This is a genomic window from Arthrobacter sp. AZCC_0090 (genome assembly GCF_014207375.1).
In the GTDB taxonomy this organism is placed as follows: domain Bacteria; phylum Actinomycetota; class Actinomycetes; order Actinomycetales; family Micrococcaceae; genus Arthrobacter.
In genome coordinates this window covers 114,840-130,851 of the sequence record NZ_JACHEE010000006.1, presented here as the reverse complement: position 1 = coordinate 130,851, position 16,012 = coordinate 114,840, and the positions used below count along the sequence as shown (strand labels likewise).

The 16,012-nt window shown below is 65.2% G+C and carries 11 protein-coding genes; 3 read left to right on the top strand and 8 right to left on the bottom strand.

The window, feature by feature from the left end; translation table 11 throughout:
• Positions 1 to 22 precede the first annotated feature (22 nt).
• Genes HNP00_RS23260 through HNP00_RS11400 form a run of 4 tightly spaced genes read right to left on the bottom strand, consistent with a single transcriptional unit; the run spans position 23 to position 4,853 of the window.
• Positions 23 to 154: a hypothetical protein gene (locus HNP00_RS23260; RefSeq protein WP_260404914.1), complete on the bottom strand. Its 132-nt coding sequence runs from the start codon at positions 152 to 154 to the stop codon at positions 23 to 25.
• Positions 147 to 1,376, bottom strand: a complete 1,230-nt coding sequence (locus HNP00_RS11410) for an alkaline phosphatase family protein (RefSeq protein ID WP_184739092.1) — start codon at positions 1,374 to 1,376, stop codon at positions 147 to 149. The genes HNP00_RS23260 and HNP00_RS11410 overlap by 8 nt, the downstream gene beginning before the upstream one ends.
• Positions 1,376 to 2,104, bottom strand: coding sequence for a DUF5998 family protein (locus HNP00_RS11405; protein ID WP_184739091.1), 729 nt, complete (start codon positions 2,102 to 2,104; stop codon positions 1,376 to 1,378). Before HNP00_RS11405 ends, HNP00_RS11410 begins: the two co-directional genes overlap by 1 nt.
• Positions 2,105 to 2,159: 55 nt before the next feature.
• A complete protein-coding gene (locus HNP00_RS11400) occupies positions 2,160 to 4,853 on the bottom strand; it encodes a bifunctional GNAT family N-acetyltransferase/acetate--CoA ligase family protein (protein WP_184739090.1) in 2,694 nt (897 codons plus the stop codon).
• 54 nt (positions 4,854 to 4,907) lie between these two features.
• Between HNP00_RS11400 and HNP00_RS11395 the strand changes: the two genes are divergently transcribed.
• Entirely contained in the window at positions 4,908 to 7,454 is a 2,547-nt protein-coding gene (locus HNP00_RS11395; protein ID WP_184739089.1) for a DNA topoisomerase (ATP-hydrolyzing) subunit A, read from the top strand.
• A 13-nt stretch (positions 7,455 to 7,467) separates the two neighbouring features.
• Here the strand turns inward: HNP00_RS11395 and HNP00_RS11390 are convergent, their stop codons facing one another.
• Positions 7,468 to 7,854 carry a VOC family protein gene (locus HNP00_RS11390; protein ID WP_184739400.1) on the bottom strand — a complete coding sequence of 129 codons (387 nt, stop codon included), beginning with the start codon at positions 7,852 to 7,854 and terminating at the stop codon, positions 7,468 to 7,470.
• Positions 7,855 to 7,981: 127 nt separating this feature from the next.
• On the opposite strand from HNP00_RS11390, the gene HNP00_RS11385 reads away from it, so the two are divergent.
• Both HNP00_RS11385 and HNP00_RS11380 read left to right on the top strand, forming a co-directional pair.
• Positions 7,982 to 8,500 (top strand): DinB family protein, encoded by a 519-nt coding sequence (locus tag HNP00_RS11385; protein ID WP_184739087.1) that lies wholly within the window; start codon positions 7,982 to 7,984, stop codon positions 8,498 to 8,500.
• Between the two features lie 8 nt (positions 8,501 to 8,508).
• Entirely contained in the window at positions 8,509 to 9,591 is a 1,083-nt protein-coding gene (locus tag HNP00_RS11380; RefSeq protein WP_184739085.1) for a nitronate monooxygenase family protein, read from the top strand.
• Here the strand turns inward: HNP00_RS11380 and cydD are convergent.
• The 3 genes from cydD to HNP00_RS11365 are packed head-to-tail and all read right to left on the bottom strand — an operon-like array spanning position 9,588 to position 15,805.
• Positions 9,588 to 13,064 (bottom strand): thiol reductant ABC exporter subunit CydD, encoded by a 3,477-nt coding sequence (gene cydD, locus HNP00_RS11375; RefSeq protein WP_184739083.1) that lies wholly within the window; start codon positions 13,062 to 13,064, stop codon positions 9,588 to 9,590. The genes HNP00_RS11380 and cydD overlap by 4 nt on opposite strands.
• 3 nt (positions 13,065 to 13,067) lie before the next feature.
• On the bottom strand, positions 13,068 to 14,162 hold the full coding sequence (gene cydB, locus HNP00_RS11370; RefSeq protein ID WP_184739081.1) for a cytochrome d ubiquinol oxidase subunit II: 1,095 nt from the start codon (positions 14,160 to 14,162) through the stop codon (positions 13,068 to 13,070).
• Between the two features lie 20 nt (positions 14,163 to 14,182).
• Entirely contained in the window at positions 14,183 to 15,805 is a 1,623-nt protein-coding gene (locus tag HNP00_RS11365) for a cytochrome ubiquinol oxidase subunit I (RefSeq protein WP_184739079.1), read from the bottom strand.
• Positions 15,806 to 16,012 lie beyond the last annotated feature (207 nt).

Here is a 16,012-nt window from a genome sequence, read left to right as displayed (position 1 = left end):
CCGCCCAAGTTCGCGGGAGGCTTCAGTTCGCGCCGTGCCAAAGGCAAGCGCCGCCCTCGCCCAGGGGCACTTCTTCAATGCAACGGTCGTCGATGCGCTCGAGTGTGGAATTGCCGCAGTCCATGGTTCCGGAAAAGAAGATGAGCTCAGCCACGGCGGCTTCTGGGGCCTCCGGCCTTGAAACAGAGCAACGGAACCTCACGCTCCGCCTTGGTCAGCGAACCATGCTGCCCGACAACTTCCATGGCGGTAGGGCGAACCCGACGGACGTCATAAAGCGCCAGAGCATCCCGGGCGGCGATCATGATGTCTCCGATCCGAGGGGAAACCTCCGGACGCAACCCACCGAAGAGACCGGCCGCAAGGGCCTGCTCCCGGGTGAAGGCCCAGATCCGATCACTGAAGCGGGCACGCCAAGCGTCCAGCAAGGCCTGGCGTTGCCGTTCTCCTGAATCGGGCTCAAGGTACAGGTGGACCATGCGGGGTTCGCCTGCTGTATGCCGGACACCGGCGATGAGGGCGGCATCGGCGGAGTAGTCGATACGCTGTGACTCCGGAACGTCAAGCATTCCGTGGTCTCCGGTGAGCAGGATGGTGGTATCTGCCGGAAGGGTTGCGGAGAGCCTCTTGACGGTTGAATCTATTTCTTCAAGCTGGTGTTCCCAGCGATCGGACTGGCAGCCATAGCGGTGGCCGGCCTTGTCCAACTCGTTGACGTAGAAGTACATGAGCGAACGATTTCCTGCGACCATAGCCTCCCCCGCAGCTGCCGTTCGGGCATGCAGGGAGCTACCTCCCACGAAGCGGCTTCCGCGGAGCGCCGCCAGGGTCATCGGTGACGCACCGAACTGCGGCAAGCTCACTGTCACCACGTCAGCCTCAGCAGCCACGCGTTCGAAGATTGTCGGGAACGGTTGCCAGCTCAGGGGGTCGACACCGGCGTCCCAATTCCCGAGCAGGTTGACCACCTTGTCCTGGGCGGGATCCAGGACGTCATAGCCCACCATGCCGTGTTCGCCGGGCGTACGGCCGGTGCCCAGACTTGCCAAGGACGATGCCGTGGTGGAGGGGAAGGCTGAATCGAGCCAGACAGGAACGGCTCCCTGCCCCGAATTCGCAATGGATCTCAGGAACGGGGTATGGGCGGATTTCTGCTTGAGCAGGTTGCGGCCCAGGCCATCGGCAAGCACCACACACACGCGTTGCGATGCAGGCAAGTGCAGCTTGTTCTCAAAGCCGGGCAGGCCCATGCTCGCGGCGGCGCTGGTGAAGACCTCGGCAATCGACTTGCTGCCATACAACGGAGCGCCCGGAAGCTCGGGGATAGTGCTGGCAACGGGAGCGGTTTCCTGGGCGAGGTGTTCCGAGGTCACCATCAGCGCTGGTGTCCGCGGCTCAGCCGGTTTCCGAAGACGCCCGAGCGGAGTCGAGGTGCGGGGATGGAACCCGAATGTGTTGAAGGCCCGGGACCCCCGGTGTTCACGGCCCGCAACGCGCGGGCAAAGATCTTCGCGTCCTGCACGGCCCTGGGCCCGTCGGCCTCCGAGCTGATCCGAAGAACGATGTCCTCCTGGGAAATAGTGCCTGTGTACCCATGATCGGCTTCGCATTGCGGGTCCCCGCAGCTGGCGGGTCCCACATCCAGGCGTTGGCCACCAGACCAGGCAATCGAGAGGGTCAGCTCCCTGACGGGGTCGCTCGGAGTGTAGTTCTGCGGTTGCGCATACATGTAGCTGAGGACCACCGAGCGGATTTGTGCCACAGGCACGGATTCCGTGGAAATCTGGGCGACGATCTGCTCGCCGGCTTCATCAAGCTGCTGATCGTCAACGTGGGTAATCACCAGCATGTCCTCAGTGAGGACCAGGACCGTGATGTGGCGCCGGACCTCGGCACGGTCGAAATGCGTTTCCAAATGCACCAAGTGCGCAAGGCAGTCACGCCCGTCCAAGGCATCGGCCACAACATCGGCAACGAGGACGGGATAGAAGCCCGCCCGCTGAAGTGCCTGGTCCAGGCTCTGCCCCTGCGAGCTGTGGTTGTGTGCTGCGTGGTGCCCGGTGGTAGCCGGACCGGACGGAGGCGTCGGGGACTTCGAGCTCATTCCCCCATTTTCACAGATTGGCTAGGGACTTCATAACCACCAGACCCCCACCCGGTCAGCTGAGCATCGCGCGGCGGGCGCTGTCCGTACGTTGTTTGGCGTTCCCGATCCATACCTCGGCGGCAAGGATCTTCGCGCCCCGCGCCCCCGCCAGGACAGGGTTGAATTCCACGAGGGCAATCTCGGGGTGCTCATCCTTGAGCCGGACCAGCCGTGCGCCGATGTCCTCAAGGGCTGTCACGTCGACTGCCGGCAGTCCCTGGTAGCCGAACAGTTTCAACGAAGCCCGGGGTGCCCTGATGAAGTCGTGGAGATCCGCGGCGGACAGAGGAGGAACCCGGTGCGCCCAGTCGTCCAGGAGGTTCACGGCGTCGCCCGCCAAGCCGAAGGACACCACCGGACCCAGGAGCGGATCCTCGATGGCCCGGAACGTGCAGGCCTGCCCCACGGAAACCATGGCCTGCACTTCTATGGCCGATGAACCGTAGGGCTCGAGGGCGCGACGCATCTGCGCGATGTTGCGCCGCAGCGAGTCCGCGTCCTCGATGTCCAGCCGCACACCTCCCAGGTCCAGACGATGCCGGAGGGCAGGATCCGTGGTCTTGAGCACCACGGGCCAACCGAGCCGCTCGGCTGCGGCCACCGCTTCGTCGTCGCTCTCGAACACAGCCGACGGCACCACGGGGATGCCGTAGCGGGCGAGCAGTGCGGCGCCTTCGGCGTCGTCCAGCCGGACTAGTTGCTCCCCCGGGACGGAAGACAAGAGCCGTTCGATGTGCTCCCGCGTTCCTTCCCGGTCACAACCCGCCGGTTCCACGAACATCCCCTGGTCCCGGTCAAGCCACTTCGCGTAGCGGACCACTGCCACCAACGCCGCCACTGCGCTGCCAGCGCTCGAATAGCAAGGAAGCGACGGCCCGGACTCTCCGCTTGAGGCGAGCAATCCATCCAGCTGCACAGAGCTGTCAAGAATCCCCGTGAACGCCGCCACGACAGGCTTGCCCGCCTCTGCCGCACATTCGGCGAGGACTCCGGCAATCGCCTCCATCGTGAGGCTGCGGGAGGGCACCATGGCTGCGACCACTGCGTGCACGGCGTCGTCGGCAAGATTCTGGCGGAGGCTGCGCCGCAGTCCCTCCAGAGCCACGGACATCCCCGCGTCCAGATCGACGTCGGTGACGATCCGATCGACGACCAGTCCTTGGGGGGCCGCGTTGTCCGCTACCACCTTCCCGAAGGCCGCGGAGTTGCTGTAGACGGCGAGCGCCGGGCCCTTGGGCAAGGGCTGGCAGGAGACGATCTGCGCCACGTCCATGAGCTGCTCGATGGTTTCGACGGCGATGACCCCCGCTTGGCGCATCATGGCGTCAAGGGCCGCTGCCGGCGCCAGCGTGGTCCTGACCACATGCCCCGGCGGAAGGCGCAGCCCCGTGACATCGGATTTTGCAACGATGACCGGCTTGCTGCGCGAGAGGCGGCGAGCCAGGCGGGAGAACTTACGTGGGTTGCCGATCGACTCCAAGTAGAGCCCGACCGCGACGGTATCCGGATCGTCTTCCCAGAACTGCATGACGTCGTTCCCGGAGACATCGGCACGGTTGCCGGCAGACAGGAACGAGGACAATCCCAGGCCCCGGCGGCTCGCGGCGGCGTAGACGGAAACACCGATGGCGGCAGATTGCGAAAACAGTCCCAGTCCCCCGCGCCGGGGCAGGCTCGGGGCCATGGACGCGTTGAGTGAGACATCCGGATTCGTGTTCACGATCCCCAGCGATTCGGGGCCGATCACGCGCATCCCGTAGGACCTGGCCCGGCGCACCAGGTCCCTCTGCCTCTGTAGCCCCCGCTCGCCGTCGTCGGCGTATCCGGCGGTCGCAACCACCAGGCCTTTGACGTCGGCCGCACCGCACTCGTCCACGACTTTCGGTACTTCTTCGTACGGCACTGCGATGATGGCAATCTGCACAGGCCCGGGAACGTCGGCGATCCGGGCGAAGGACTTCATCCCGGCCAACTCGAATGCTTCGGGGTTGACCGCATAGACCGCACCGGTGAAGCCTCCTTCGAGGATGTGCTCCAGCAGTTGGTGCCCGACGGTCCCCCACCGGCGGCTGGCGCCCACCACCGCGATCGACGACGGCGCCAGCAAGTCCCGTACGCTGCGCGCCTCGGCGCGGTGTTCCCGCGATTCCATGACGGCCAGGGATTTTTCGGTCGGGTCGATGTTGAATTCAACGCTGACGACGCCGTCATCGAATTTGCGCGCGAGCTCATAACCAGCGTCGGCGAAGACCCGCAGCATTTTGCGGTTCTCGGGCAGGACCTCGGCGGTGAAGCGGCGGATGCCGTTTTCGCGGGCTGCGGCCGCCAAGTGTTCCAGCAGGATGGAACCGATGCCCCGGCCCTGCTGGACATCGGAAATATTGAACGCGACTTCGGCCTCGGTAGGGTCATCGAGGCGGTCGTAACGGCCCACGCCCACGATTTCTCCGCCGATCGTTATGACGAACGCCACCCGGTCCTTGTGGTCCACTTCGGTGAAGCGGCGCAGTTCCTTGCTGGAGAGCCGCGATTTGAACGAGAAGAACCTCATGTAGATGGACGTCTCGGACTGCGCAGTGTGGAAAGCCTGGAGGGCATCCGCGTCCTCGGGTGAGATGGGTCTCAAATGCGCCGTTCCGCCGTCGCGAAGCACGACATCGGCCTCCCAATATTCCGGATATACGCCGGCGCCGGGCTGATCCACCATAGGCTTAGCCTAGCTAAGTCTTCCGCAGTACACGTTTAAGGATCCACCGACTCCATGGCACGCAGCCAAAGTCCCTCCCGCGCGAACGCAGCCACGGCTGCCGTCGACGGGGACTTCACCGAGAACATCATCGATATTGACGTCACTTCCGAGATGGAAGGCTCCTTCCTGGAGTACGCGTATTCGGTGATCTATTCCCGCGCGCTCCCCGATGCGCGCGATGGCCTCAAGCCCGTTCAGCGACGCATCCTGTACATGATGAGCGACATGGGCCTCCGCCCGGACCGCGGGCATGTCAAGAGTGCCCGAGTGGTGGGTGAAGTCATGGGAAAGCTGCACCCCCACGGCGATGCCGCCATCTATGACGCTATGGTGCGCATGGCCCAGGACTTCTCGCTGCGCTTGCCCCTCATTGACGGGCACGGCAACTTCGGTTCGCTCGACGACGGCCCTGCTGCACCGCGTTACACGGAAGCCCGGCTCGCGGCGGCTGCGATGACGATGACCGAGCACCTCGACGAAGACGTGGTGGATTTCGTCCCCAACTACGACAACCAGCTCACTCAGCCCGATGTCCTGCCCGCGGCTTTCCCCAACCTACTGGTCAATGGCACCACGGGCATCGCCGTCGGCATGGCCACTAACATGGCCCCCCACAACCTCGTGGAAGTCATCGCGGCCGCCCGGCATCTCATCGCCCATCCGGACGCGACGCTGGAAGACATCATGCGCTTCGTGCCTGGCCCGGATTTGCCCACGGGCGGCCGGATCGTGGGCCTGGATGGAATCCGCGACGCCTACGCCACAGGACGGGGTTCGTTCAAGACCCGCGCCAAGGTGGAGATCGAGCAGCTGACCGCGCGTCGCACCGGCCTGGTGGTGACCGAACTCCCCTACATGGTGGGCCCGGAGAAGGTCATCGAGAAGATCAAGGATGCCGTCAACGCCAAGAAGCTGACAGGCATCAGCGATGTCATGGACCTCACTGACCGCAAGCACGGGCTGCGGCTCGTGATTGAGGTCAAGAACGGCTTCAACCCCAACGCAGTGCTGCAGCAGCTCTACCGGTTCACGCCAATGGAAGACTCCTTCGGCATCAACAACGTGACCCTGGTGGATGGACAGCCGCAGACCTTGGGCTTGCTCCAGCTGCTCCAGGTCTACGTTGGCCACCGTCTGTCGGTGGTGCGCCGCCGCACTGCCTTCCGCCTGGGCAAGAAGAAGGACCGCCTCCACTTGGTGGAGGGCCTCCTGATCGCGATCGTGGACATCGACGAGGTCATCCAGATCATCCGCTCCTCGGACGAGGCATCAGCCGCGCGCGAACGGCTCATGTCGATCTATGATCTATCCGAGATCCAGGCCAACTACATCCTGGAACTTCGCCTGCGCCAACTGACCAAGTACTCGCGCATCGAACTCGAAAAAGAGCAGGAAGAGCTGCGCCGGGAGATCGCCGAGCTTGAGGCGATCCTGGCGTCCGACGTGCTGCTGCGCGAGTTGGTATCCGGGGAATTGGCCGAGGTGTCCGAGAAGTACGGCACCCCGCGCCGCACTGTTCTCCTCGAGTCCGAGGCGGTCTCCCCGACCGTCGCGGCGGCCCTCGGAGCCGCAGTCCCGGCTGGCAAGGGGAAGGCCGCCGCACTGCCGCTCGAAATCCCCGACGATCCTTGCTGGGCACTCCTGAGCACCTCTGGGCAGATCGCGCGGACGTCCAACCAAGAGCCACTGGCCGAGTCCGGCCCCCGGAGCAAGCATGATGTCTACCGCTCGGTGGTCAAGACAACGGCGCGCGGCGAAATCGGCGCGGTCACCTCGCAGGGCCGGATGCTCCGGGTACAGGTCATGGACATGCCGGCGCTGCCTCCGGTGTCCGGCTTGCCCAATCTTGCCGGTGGCGTGGCGGCAAAGGACTTTGTCACCCTGCTCAAGGGCGAATCCTTGGTGGCCTTCGTGCCGTTGGATGCCGTGTTGGCCATCGGAACGGTCCAGGGAGTGGTCAAGCGCGTCCAGCCGGACTACCCGCTGAACCGCGAGGACTGGGAAATCATTGCGCTCAAGGACAAGGACACTGTGGTGGGCGTGGAGCCTGCACAGAACGACGACGTCGAACTCGTCTTCGTGACCCGGCTTGCGCAGCTTTTGCGCTTCAGTGCCTCTGCCGTCCGGCCCCAGGGCCGCACCGCCGGCGGCATGGCGGGTATCAAGCTCGCAGATGGCGACGACGTCATCCACTTCGGCACGGTACGCGCAGACGACCCCGCCGCCGTCGTCGTGACTATCGCGGGCAGCAACGGCGCGTTGCCGGGGACTGCTCCGGGCACGGCCAAAATCACCCCGTTCGAGGAGTATCCGGCCAAAGGCCGGGCCACGGGAGGCGTCCGGGCCCACCGTTTCCTCAAGGGTGAGGACACGCTGCTGCTCGGGTGGGCAGGCCACGGCCCCGCGAAGGCGGCGTCCAGCGCCGGCGTCGCCCGTGCGCTCCCACAAGAGCACGGCCGCCGCGACGGCTCCGGTGTTCCCCTCTCCCAAGCCGTGGATGCCATTGGCGCAACCATGGCGTGGGAAGAAGGAAGCGCACCGGAAACCGCCGGGGAGTGAACTTCGCTGCCGCTCAGATAGGCACGGTAGCGATGCTGAGGATGTTTCCTTCTGTATCGAGGAACCAAGCTCCGCGATCTCCGGTAGGGAAGGTAGCAATGCCGTTCTCAGTTTTCAGGCCCGGGAAGTCGTACTCTTCGAAAACGACTCCGCGTGCCCTGAGATCGGCCATGTCCTGCTCCAAGTCGGTGCTTTGGAATCCCAACTGGGTGTTCTTGGCGGTCCCGGCGTTGGGCGTCTCGTAGAGCAGGAAGGCGGTGCCGTTGGCACATTTGTACAGCAGGTTATCTGCGGCTTCCGGATTGTCCGGTTCGAGGCCTAGCTTGTCGCGGTAAAAGTCGCGGGCGCGAGCAAGATCGCTGGCAGGGAGCACGCCGGCGACGTTTAGATCCTTAAGCATGGCTATTTCACTTTCCAGGCTTCCCCAGCTCATAACCTTACTCCTGATCGGCCATTTGGGGGGTGCGGACCCGCACCCGCATTCCGTGGTGCGGCCGGATCGCGAACGCGGGCCCTAGACTACTGCCATGCCGATCATTCCCGATGACAAGGACTGGACCTGGGTCCTGTCCACGCCTTGCCCCGAATGTGGTTTCGACGCCGCGACCGTGACCCCGTCCACGGTGCCGGGAACAGTCCTGAACATGCTGCCGCGCTGGCGCGCGGTGCTTCGCCGCGAACACGCCTCGGTCCGCCCGGACGACCACACCTGGTCGCCCTTGGAGTATGCCTGCCATGTAAGGGATGTCTTCAGTCTCTTCGATCAGCGCCTGAACTTGATGCTGCGTGAAGACGACGCCCGCTTCGCCAATTGGAACCAGGACAAGGCCGCCATCGATGGGGACTACGCCAACGCGGATCCCGCTGAGGTGTCTGCACAACTGGCTGCCGAGGGCCAACAAATCGCGAATTCCTTCGCCTCAGTCCGCGAAGATGAATGGCCGCGCACCGGTGTCCGCAGCAATGGCTCCACCTTCACCGTGCTGACGTTTGCCCAGTACTTCCTGCACGACGTGGTCCATCACCTTCACGACGTCGACGGCTAGGCGCTGCGATGTCGTGGAAAGACACACGGGCCACCCGCCTCTTCAATATTGGACTGCCCATCGTCCTCGGACCATTCGGCGGCTTGTCGTCCGTGGAGCTGTCAAGCACCGTCAGCGAGGCGGGCGGACTGGGTTCATACGGACTCTACGGCTACGATCCGGAGCGGATCGCCGCCACAGCCCGCGAACTCAGGGAGGCCAGCGGGAAACCGTTCGCGCTGAATCTCTGGCTTCCCATCGAGGGAGAAGAGCCGCCGTCTCCGGATGCCGAGCAGTTCGCGGCCTACGTGGACGTCCTCAGGCCCTATTTCGAGCTGGTGGGCGTGGAACCACCCTCGCAACCTGATACCTATCTGCCTGATCTGGACAGTCAGATCCAGGCGGCCATCGATGCCCGGCCAGCCGTGCTGAGTTTCGTGTTCGGCGTTCCGTCCGAGTCTGTTATCGAGGAGGCCCACCGGAACGGCATTGTGGTGGCAGGTACGGCGACCACCGTGGACGAAGCCGTCGCCCTCCACGCCGGCGGAGTGGATGCCATCGTTGCCACGGGAATGGAGGCAGGTGGCCACCGTGTTTCGTTCCTGCGCGCTCCGGAGGACTCGCTCGTCGGGACCATGGCCCTCGTGCCGCAAGTGGTGGATGCCGTCTCGGTTCCCGTCATCGCCGCAGGCGGTATCGCTGACGGCCGCGGGGTCGCTGCCGCCTTGGCGCTTGGCGCGGACGCGGTGCAGATCGGTTCAGCCTTCCTCGCCACCCGCCAGTCTGCCATCAGTCCCGCCCACTTGGCTGCGATGCGCGGACCCGACGCCGCCCACACCGTCCTGACACGTGCCCTCAGCGGTCGCCTGGCGCGAGGCATCCCCAACCGGATCATCGCGGAACTCGCCGACCCTGCCGCCCACGCCCCGTTCCCCATCCAGAACTGGCTCACCGGCAAGTTCCGGCCAGTTGCGGCGGCACAGGGAATCCCCGGGCTGATGTCGCTGTGGGCCGGCCAATCGACTCCACTCATCCGCGAGGACGACGCCCTGAAGCTCATGGACAAGATCGTCGACTCGGTGGACGCCATCTTCGGGCGGCTCCGCGGCTAGCTTCCGTGCACCAGCGCCGGGCGGTCCGACGGCGAGCCAAGCTTGGGGGTGCCAAGGTCCAGTCGGGAGTCTCCCTCGCCGATATCGGCCGGGTTATGGGTCACTAGGACCACAGTGACGTCTCCCAGTCCGCCACGGAGTTCGGCCATCATCAGGCGGGCGGCTTCGGCGTCGAGATGGGCCGTCGGCTCATCGAGGAGGAGCACTGTTGCTCCGGTCAGAAGCGTGCGGGCCATGGCGAGCCGCTGGCGTTCGCCGCCGCTCAGGAACGAACCCGAGGGGCCAATGCGGCTATCCAGGCCCGCGGGAAGCCCGGCTACCAGTCCGGAGAGCCCGACGGCGCCCAAGGCTTGGTGCATGTCCGCTTCGGAAGGCTTGTGGCTGGCCGGGCGGGCGAGCAGCAGGTTGCCGCGGATGGTGGAGTCGAAGAGGTGGGCCTCCTGCGGGCACCATGCGGCACTTCCGGTGACGTAGGCTGCGCCGGACGATGCCGGCAAGAAGCCGAGCAGTACCGAGAGCAGCGTCGATTTACCGGAACCGGACGGACCCGTGACGGAGAGCCAGTGCCCGGGGGCGGCCTCGCCGCTCAACCCACTGAATACGGGGGCACCGCCGGGCCATGACGCTTCGAGCCCGTCCAACAATAGCCCAGGAGAACCGTCGGGACGCTCCGGCAGTGCCAGCACGCCGCCGTCGGACGCTGCTGATGCGTCAACAGCTCCCGATGGGGCGATCCGCCGCAATACCGCGGCCAGGGCGGGCGCCTGCCGCACGGCAGACACTACCGCCCCGTACGGTTCCGCGAGCGCCAGCTGCATGAGCACGACGACGGCAAGCACAGCAGGCGCAACAGTTCCGGACTGCACCGTGTTTCCGGCTTGCACTGACGGTGCGGCCAGAATGCCCACCCCCAGCGCACCCAGGGTACAGGCGAGTACGACCAATCCTTGGCCTATGCCGTCAGCCCACGCGGACCGCTGTGCGGCCGCCGTGGCTGCGTTGTCCCTCCGGGTCAAGGACGAGAGAACCGTACCGGCGACGCCGTTGGCGCTGAGCTCGGCACGGGCGTCGAGGGCAGAGGCAACGTCGCGCAACACCAGTGAGCGCAGTTGCTGCTCAGCACGCGCAGCATTGCGGTCTGCCACCAGGGCAAGCAGAGGGGCAATTACAACCCCAACCATGGCGGCCACGACGACGGCCGGCACGGCAGCGGGCACCAGCAATGCCGAGGCACCCACCGCCGACACCGCGACAGCAAGGGCCGAGAGCGGCGGCAGCACGACGCGCGGCAGCAAATCCCGCAGAGTGTCGACGTCGTCGACCACCGCCCCGAGCACATTGCCGCCTTGCAGGAGCCGGCGGAGGGACAGCGCCCGCGCGCTGAGCGCCGCCCACAGCGCACCTCGGAGCCTTGTCATGGCGGCGAAGACGGCGTCGTGGACGAGGAGCCGTTCAGCGTATCGAAGCACGGCCCTGCCTATGCCGAAGAACCGCACACCCACGATCGCTCCGAGCAAGTACAGAATGGGCGGCTCCTCGCTGGCCCGGATGATGAGCCAGCCGGACAGCCCGGACAGGGCCACGGCAAACAAGGCGGCGAGCGCCGCGATCAGTACGGCGCCGGCGAACTTGTAACGGACGGGCGCCAGGATCCGCGCAAGGGCCTTGAGCGCGGAGATGGTAGTGGGGGGTTCAATTCCCCCCACCGGTGTGGTCTCGGGATTCGTGTCCCGTCGGACCGGAGCTGGCGCGGACGCGGCGGCGGATTCGCGGTCCGCGGATTCCGCATTCGCGGAGCCGGTTTGCTGCTCCGCCGTCCCGCCGTCGACCTTCACCACATGATCCGCAAGGTTCCGGGTTGCTGCGTCGTGGGCGACCAGGATGACAGTCGCGGACCCTCGCAGGCCCTCGATTGCGGCACGGATGGCGTCGGCGGAGGCGGCGTCAAGATGGGCGGTCGGTTCGTCGAACAGGAGGACGGTGGCTCCTGCTTTGAGGCGTGCCAGGCCGCGGGCCACGGCAACCCGCCGCAGTTCGCCCGGGCTAAGCTCGGCGGGATGTTTGGGTGCGAGGTGTTCCGCGGCAGCCTGCTCCAGGCACGCCATTGCGGTCGCGTTGTCCGCGTCCGGCCATGATTCGGAATCGGTTGCCAGCAAGTCTTGGTTGCCGCCGCCGAGGTAAAGGACGATCTCGTCCAGCACCGTTCCAGCCGCCATCACGGGATGCTGCGGCACCCAGGCCACCGCATGGGCGCCGAGTCGGGCAACCGAACCGCTAACGGACGCCCGCGGACCGTCGCCGATCGTGCCGGCCAGAACGCCCAGGATGGTGCTCTTGCCCGAACCGCTGCGGCCGTCAAGGGCGGTGATCCGGCCGGCCGGAGCCTTGAAGTCGATGGGCCCGACGGCGGCTGCAGCCCTTCCCACATAAGTAACCGTCAGTCCGGTGACCACGACGTCGGCGGGCGGCTTGTTCGTGGCGGGCGCACCGACGTCGTACTCATCGGTGCGGGAATCACTAGTCAGCGGACGGCCCGCGGGCGAGTCCAACACTGCGTTGGCCGCGGCCAGCGCTTCGCGGCCGTCGTCGCTGGCATGGTGGGCCGTACCCAGCTCACGTAGGGGAAGGTAGCAATCGGGGGCGAGGATGAGGGCCAGCAGGCCTGCCTCCAGGGCCATGTCACCCGCCACCAGTCGTACGCCGATGAAGACGGCCACCACGGCCACGGAGATGGTAGCTATGAGCTCCAAGGCGAGGGCGGACAGGAAGGCCGTCCGCAGGGTTCCCATGGTGCGCGAACGGTATTCCTCGGAGAGGTCTTCGAGGGCTGCCCTTTGTTCGCCCGCACGGCCCAGTCCGACCAGCACGGGAAGTCCCTTGGCCAGCTCCAGGATGTGCCCCGAGAGCCTCCTGAGAGTGGATTGTGCTTCGCGGACCCTGTCCTCGGTGTGACGGCCGATCAGCACCATGAAAAGCGGTACGAGGGGCAGTGTCAAAACCACAACCAGGGCACTGACCCAGTCCGCGAAAAGGATCCGGGCGCCCAGTAGCAAAGGTATTGCGGCGCAATTGACCAAGGCGGGCAGGAACTGGGTGTAGTAGTTGTCGAGCGCATCAAGTCCGCGCGTCGCGAGCACGGCCAGCCCGCCGTCATTCACTTCGCCGACTCGTCCGGCGGCCCCTGGACCGAGGGCGCGGCCCAGGAGCCTGGACCTCAGCTCTTCCTTGACACCGAGGGCCGCCCGGCGCGCCGCGACTCCCTGGCCCCAGACCGTCAGCGAGCGCAGCACCGCGCCGATGGCACCCCAGAGGAGTCCTTCCCGCCACCCGATTCCGCCGGCGGCGAGTCCGGACAGCATCCCCGCGACGGCCTGTGCAATCAGGACCAGGGAAAAGGCCTTGAGTGAAGACAACAAACCAAGGACGTACAGGGCCGATCGGGTGGCAGGTCCGGCAGGCAGCTGGGGCTTCATCCCTTACTCGCTGGCGTTGCGGCGTGAGTGTTTCCCAACCGGGCCCGGCGCCGCGTGACCGACGAGCACCTTGGCGGCGATGGCCGGCAGGAATCCGTGTGCGGCCGGAATGTGTGCCGCGCTCACGCGCCGGCGGAACACCCAGTAGGTCCAGGCCTGGTAGGCGATGACGAGGGGCAGGCCGACTGCCGCAACGATGCTCATCAATCCCAGGGTGTAGGCGGAGGAGGAGGCGTTGGAAATGGTGAGGTTGAAGGCCGGATCCAAGGTGGAAGGAATGACCACGGGGAAGGCCGCTCCGAAGATGGAGGCTGTGGCGCACACCAGGAACGCACCCAGGGCTCCGAAGGCCTTTCCCTCGGCTCCGTTGCGGGCAAGGACCCAGGCAGCTGCAGCAGCCAGGACTCCCAGGATCACGAGTATCCACGTCCACTGCTTGCCGCTGAGCAGCTGCACGGCCACCATCCATCCCAGCAGCGGCAGCAATGCGACTGGCGCGAGCCACACAAACCAGCCGCGCGCGCGGTGGCGGACCTCGCCGTCGGTCTTCAACGCCAGGAACGCCAAGGCGTGCACCAAGGCGAACGCGACGACGGCGAGGCCGCCCAGGACCGCGTATCCGCTGAACCAAGCAAAAGGTCCACCCTGCCGGTCGCCGTTGGAATTGAGCGGAAGCCCTGTGGTGGTCAGCGCCAGGGCCGCGCCGATGCCAAACGCGGCCGTGAAGGAGCCCACGGCAATGGCCCAGTCCCAGATGGTCCGCCATCGCGCAGTGTCCACTTTGCCTCGGTACTCAAAAGCCACAGCCCGGAAGATCAAAGCCACCAGAACAAGCAGGAGCGGCAAATAGAGGGCAGAGAACAGCGAGGCGTACCAGAGCGGGAAGGCCGCGAAGGTGGCACCGGCCGCGGTCAGCAGCCACACTTCGTTTCCGTCCCATACCGGGCCGATCGTATTCAGCAGCACCCGGCGGTCGGTGTTGTTCCGGGCGAAGAGCTTCATGAGCATTCCGACGCCGAGGTCGAAGCCCTCCAGGAAGAGGTAGCCGGTCCACAACACGGCGATGGCTATGAACCAGACTGTTGGCAACAGTTCCATTCGAAAGATCCCTCTGCTTCCTAGTAGGCGAATGCCAGGACGTCGTCGGTGTCGCCGGGCTGGCGCGGGGCGCCCGGCGCGCCCGGGGTCCCGCCGTCGTCGTCCTTCTTTTCCTTCTCCCCGCCGTGGCGGGCTTCAGCGAGCTCTGGCATCGCGGAGGCCACGCCACCGCGGGCATATTTGACCAGCAGCCTGACCTCCACTACCAGCAGCACCGCATAGATCGAGGCCAACACCACCAGTGAGGTGATGAGTTCGGCGGCGGACACGCCCGGTGAGACGGCTGCAGCCGTGAACATGAACACTTGGTCGATGCCGCTGGCATCCGGATTGGGCGCGACGACGAACGGCTGCCGGCCCATTTCCGTGAAGATCCAGCCCGCGGCGTTAGCCCCAAAGGGAGCAAGGATGCCGAAGACTGCAAGGCGCATGATCCATTTGGATTGCGGCACCACGCCCCTGCGTGTCACCCACAAGGCGAGCAGCGCGGCAAAGGCTGCGATCCCACCGAAGCCAATCATCATGCGGAAGCCCCAATAGGTCACTTCCATGACCGGCACATACTGGATTTCCTGCCCTGCGCGATCGCCGTACAAGGGATCGTTGGGCAAGTGCGTGCCGTACTTTGCCTTGTACTCGTCCAGGAGGCTGTTGACGCCCTTCACTTCCGTGCTGAAGTCACCCTTGGCCAGGAAGGAGAGAATGCCGGGGACCTCGATCACGGCCACAATGTCGTTGCAGTTCTTGGAGCCGACGTTGCCAACACTCAGCACGGAGAATCCGGTGCCGTCGTGGCATGCGGCCTCTGCGGCGGCCATCTTCATGGGCTGCTGTTCGAACATCAGTTTGCCCTGCAGATCGCCGGTGAAGGCTGTCCCGGCGAAGGAGATCATGGCAACGACGGCGCCGATCCGCAAGGAATTGATCCACACCTTGTAGTCTGCTTTGTCCCGTCCGGGAATATTGGCTTCGCCAGGAATGGCGCGGCCGTCCGCATCGACGCTGTCGATGCCGTCATGGCGGCGGCGCCAGAGGTGGTACCAGGCGATGCCCAGGAGGAACGCGCCGGCGACGCCCAGTGCGCCGAAGAGCGTGTGTGGCACGGCCACCAACGCCGTGTTGTTGGTGAAGACCGCCCAGGCGTCGGTCATGACGGGACGTCCGTTGACCATCTCCACTCCGACCGGGTGCTGCATCCAGGAATTGGCCACGATGATGAAGTATGCAGAGAAGAGCGAGCCGATCACGGCGATCCAAAGGCACGCGAGGTGGACACTGCGCTTGAGCTGCTTCCAGCCGAAGATCCACAGCCCCAGGAAGGTCGATTCCACGAAGAACGCCAGAAGCGCTTCCAAGGCCAGGGGCGCGCCGAAGATGTCTCCGACGAAGCGGCTGTACTCACTCCATGCCATGCCGAACTGGAATTCCTGCACGATGCCCGTGGCGACGCCCATGATGAAGTTGATGAGGAAGAGCTTGCCCCAGAACTTGGTCATCCGCAGGTATTCAATCTTGCCGGTGCGGTACCAAAGGGTCTGGATGACGGCCACAACGAGCCCCAGCCCGATGGTCAGGGGCACCATCATGAAGTGGTAGACCGTGGTGATTCCAAATTGCCAGCGTGCGATTTCCAAGGCGTCCATGGCTGTCCTTTTTATCCGGCATTGTCCCGACGCCCGCTTGCGGCGTCTATTTTCTACGTTGCGTAGAAACTAAATTCTTCTACACAGTGTAGAACAAACCTCTGCGATGTGGTCACCACTCTTCCAGTGGCGTCACAGTGCCGCAAGGACACGCCCCGCGGCATGTTCTACCTCACGTAGAATCGTGGCTCAAAACGCGGTAGATTG

What these genes read in the sequence shown, in the direction of transcription:
- HNP00_RS11390 (WP_184739400.1), bottom strand. Translation starts at nt 7,854, where the DNA reads ATGCTTAAGGATCTAAACGTCGCCGGCGTGCTCCCTGCCAGCGATCTT.
- HNP00_RS11400 (WP_184739090.1), bottom strand. Translation starts at nt 4,853, where the DNA reads ATGGTGGATCAGCCCGGCGCCGGCGTATATCCGGAATATTGGGAGGCC.
- HNP00_RS11410 (WP_184739092.1), bottom strand. Translation starts at nt 1,376, where the DNA reads ATGGTGACCTCGGAACACCTCGCCCAGGAAACCGCTCCCGTTGCCAGC.
- HNP00_RS11385 (WP_184739087.1), top strand. Translation starts at nt 7,982, where the DNA reads ATGCCGATCATTCCCGATGACAAGGACTGGACCTGGGTCCTGTCCACG.
- HNP00_RS11365 (WP_184739079.1), bottom strand. Translation starts at nt 15,805, where the DNA reads ATGGACGCCTTGGAAATCGCACGCTGGCAATTTGGAATCACCACGGTC.
- HNP00_RS11405 (WP_184739091.1), bottom strand. Translation starts at nt 2,104, where the DNA reads ATGAGCTCGAAGTCCCCGACGCCTCCGTCCGGTCCGGCTACCACCGGG.
- cydD (WP_184739083.1), bottom strand. Translation starts at nt 13,064, where the DNA reads ATGAAGCCCCAGCTGCCTGCCGGACCTGCCACCCGATCGGCCCTGTAC.
- HNP00_RS11395 (WP_184739089.1), top strand. Translation starts at nt 4,908, where the DNA reads ATGGCACGCAGCCAAAGTCCCTCCCGCGCGAACGCAGCCACGGCTGCC.
- cydB (WP_184739081.1), bottom strand. Translation starts at nt 14,162, where the DNA reads ATGGAACTGTTGCCAACAGTCTGGTTCATAGCCATCGCCGTGTTGTGG.
- HNP00_RS11380 (WP_184739085.1), top strand. Translation starts at nt 8,509, where the DNA reads ATGTCGTGGAAAGACACACGGGCCACCCGCCTCTTCAATATTGGACTG.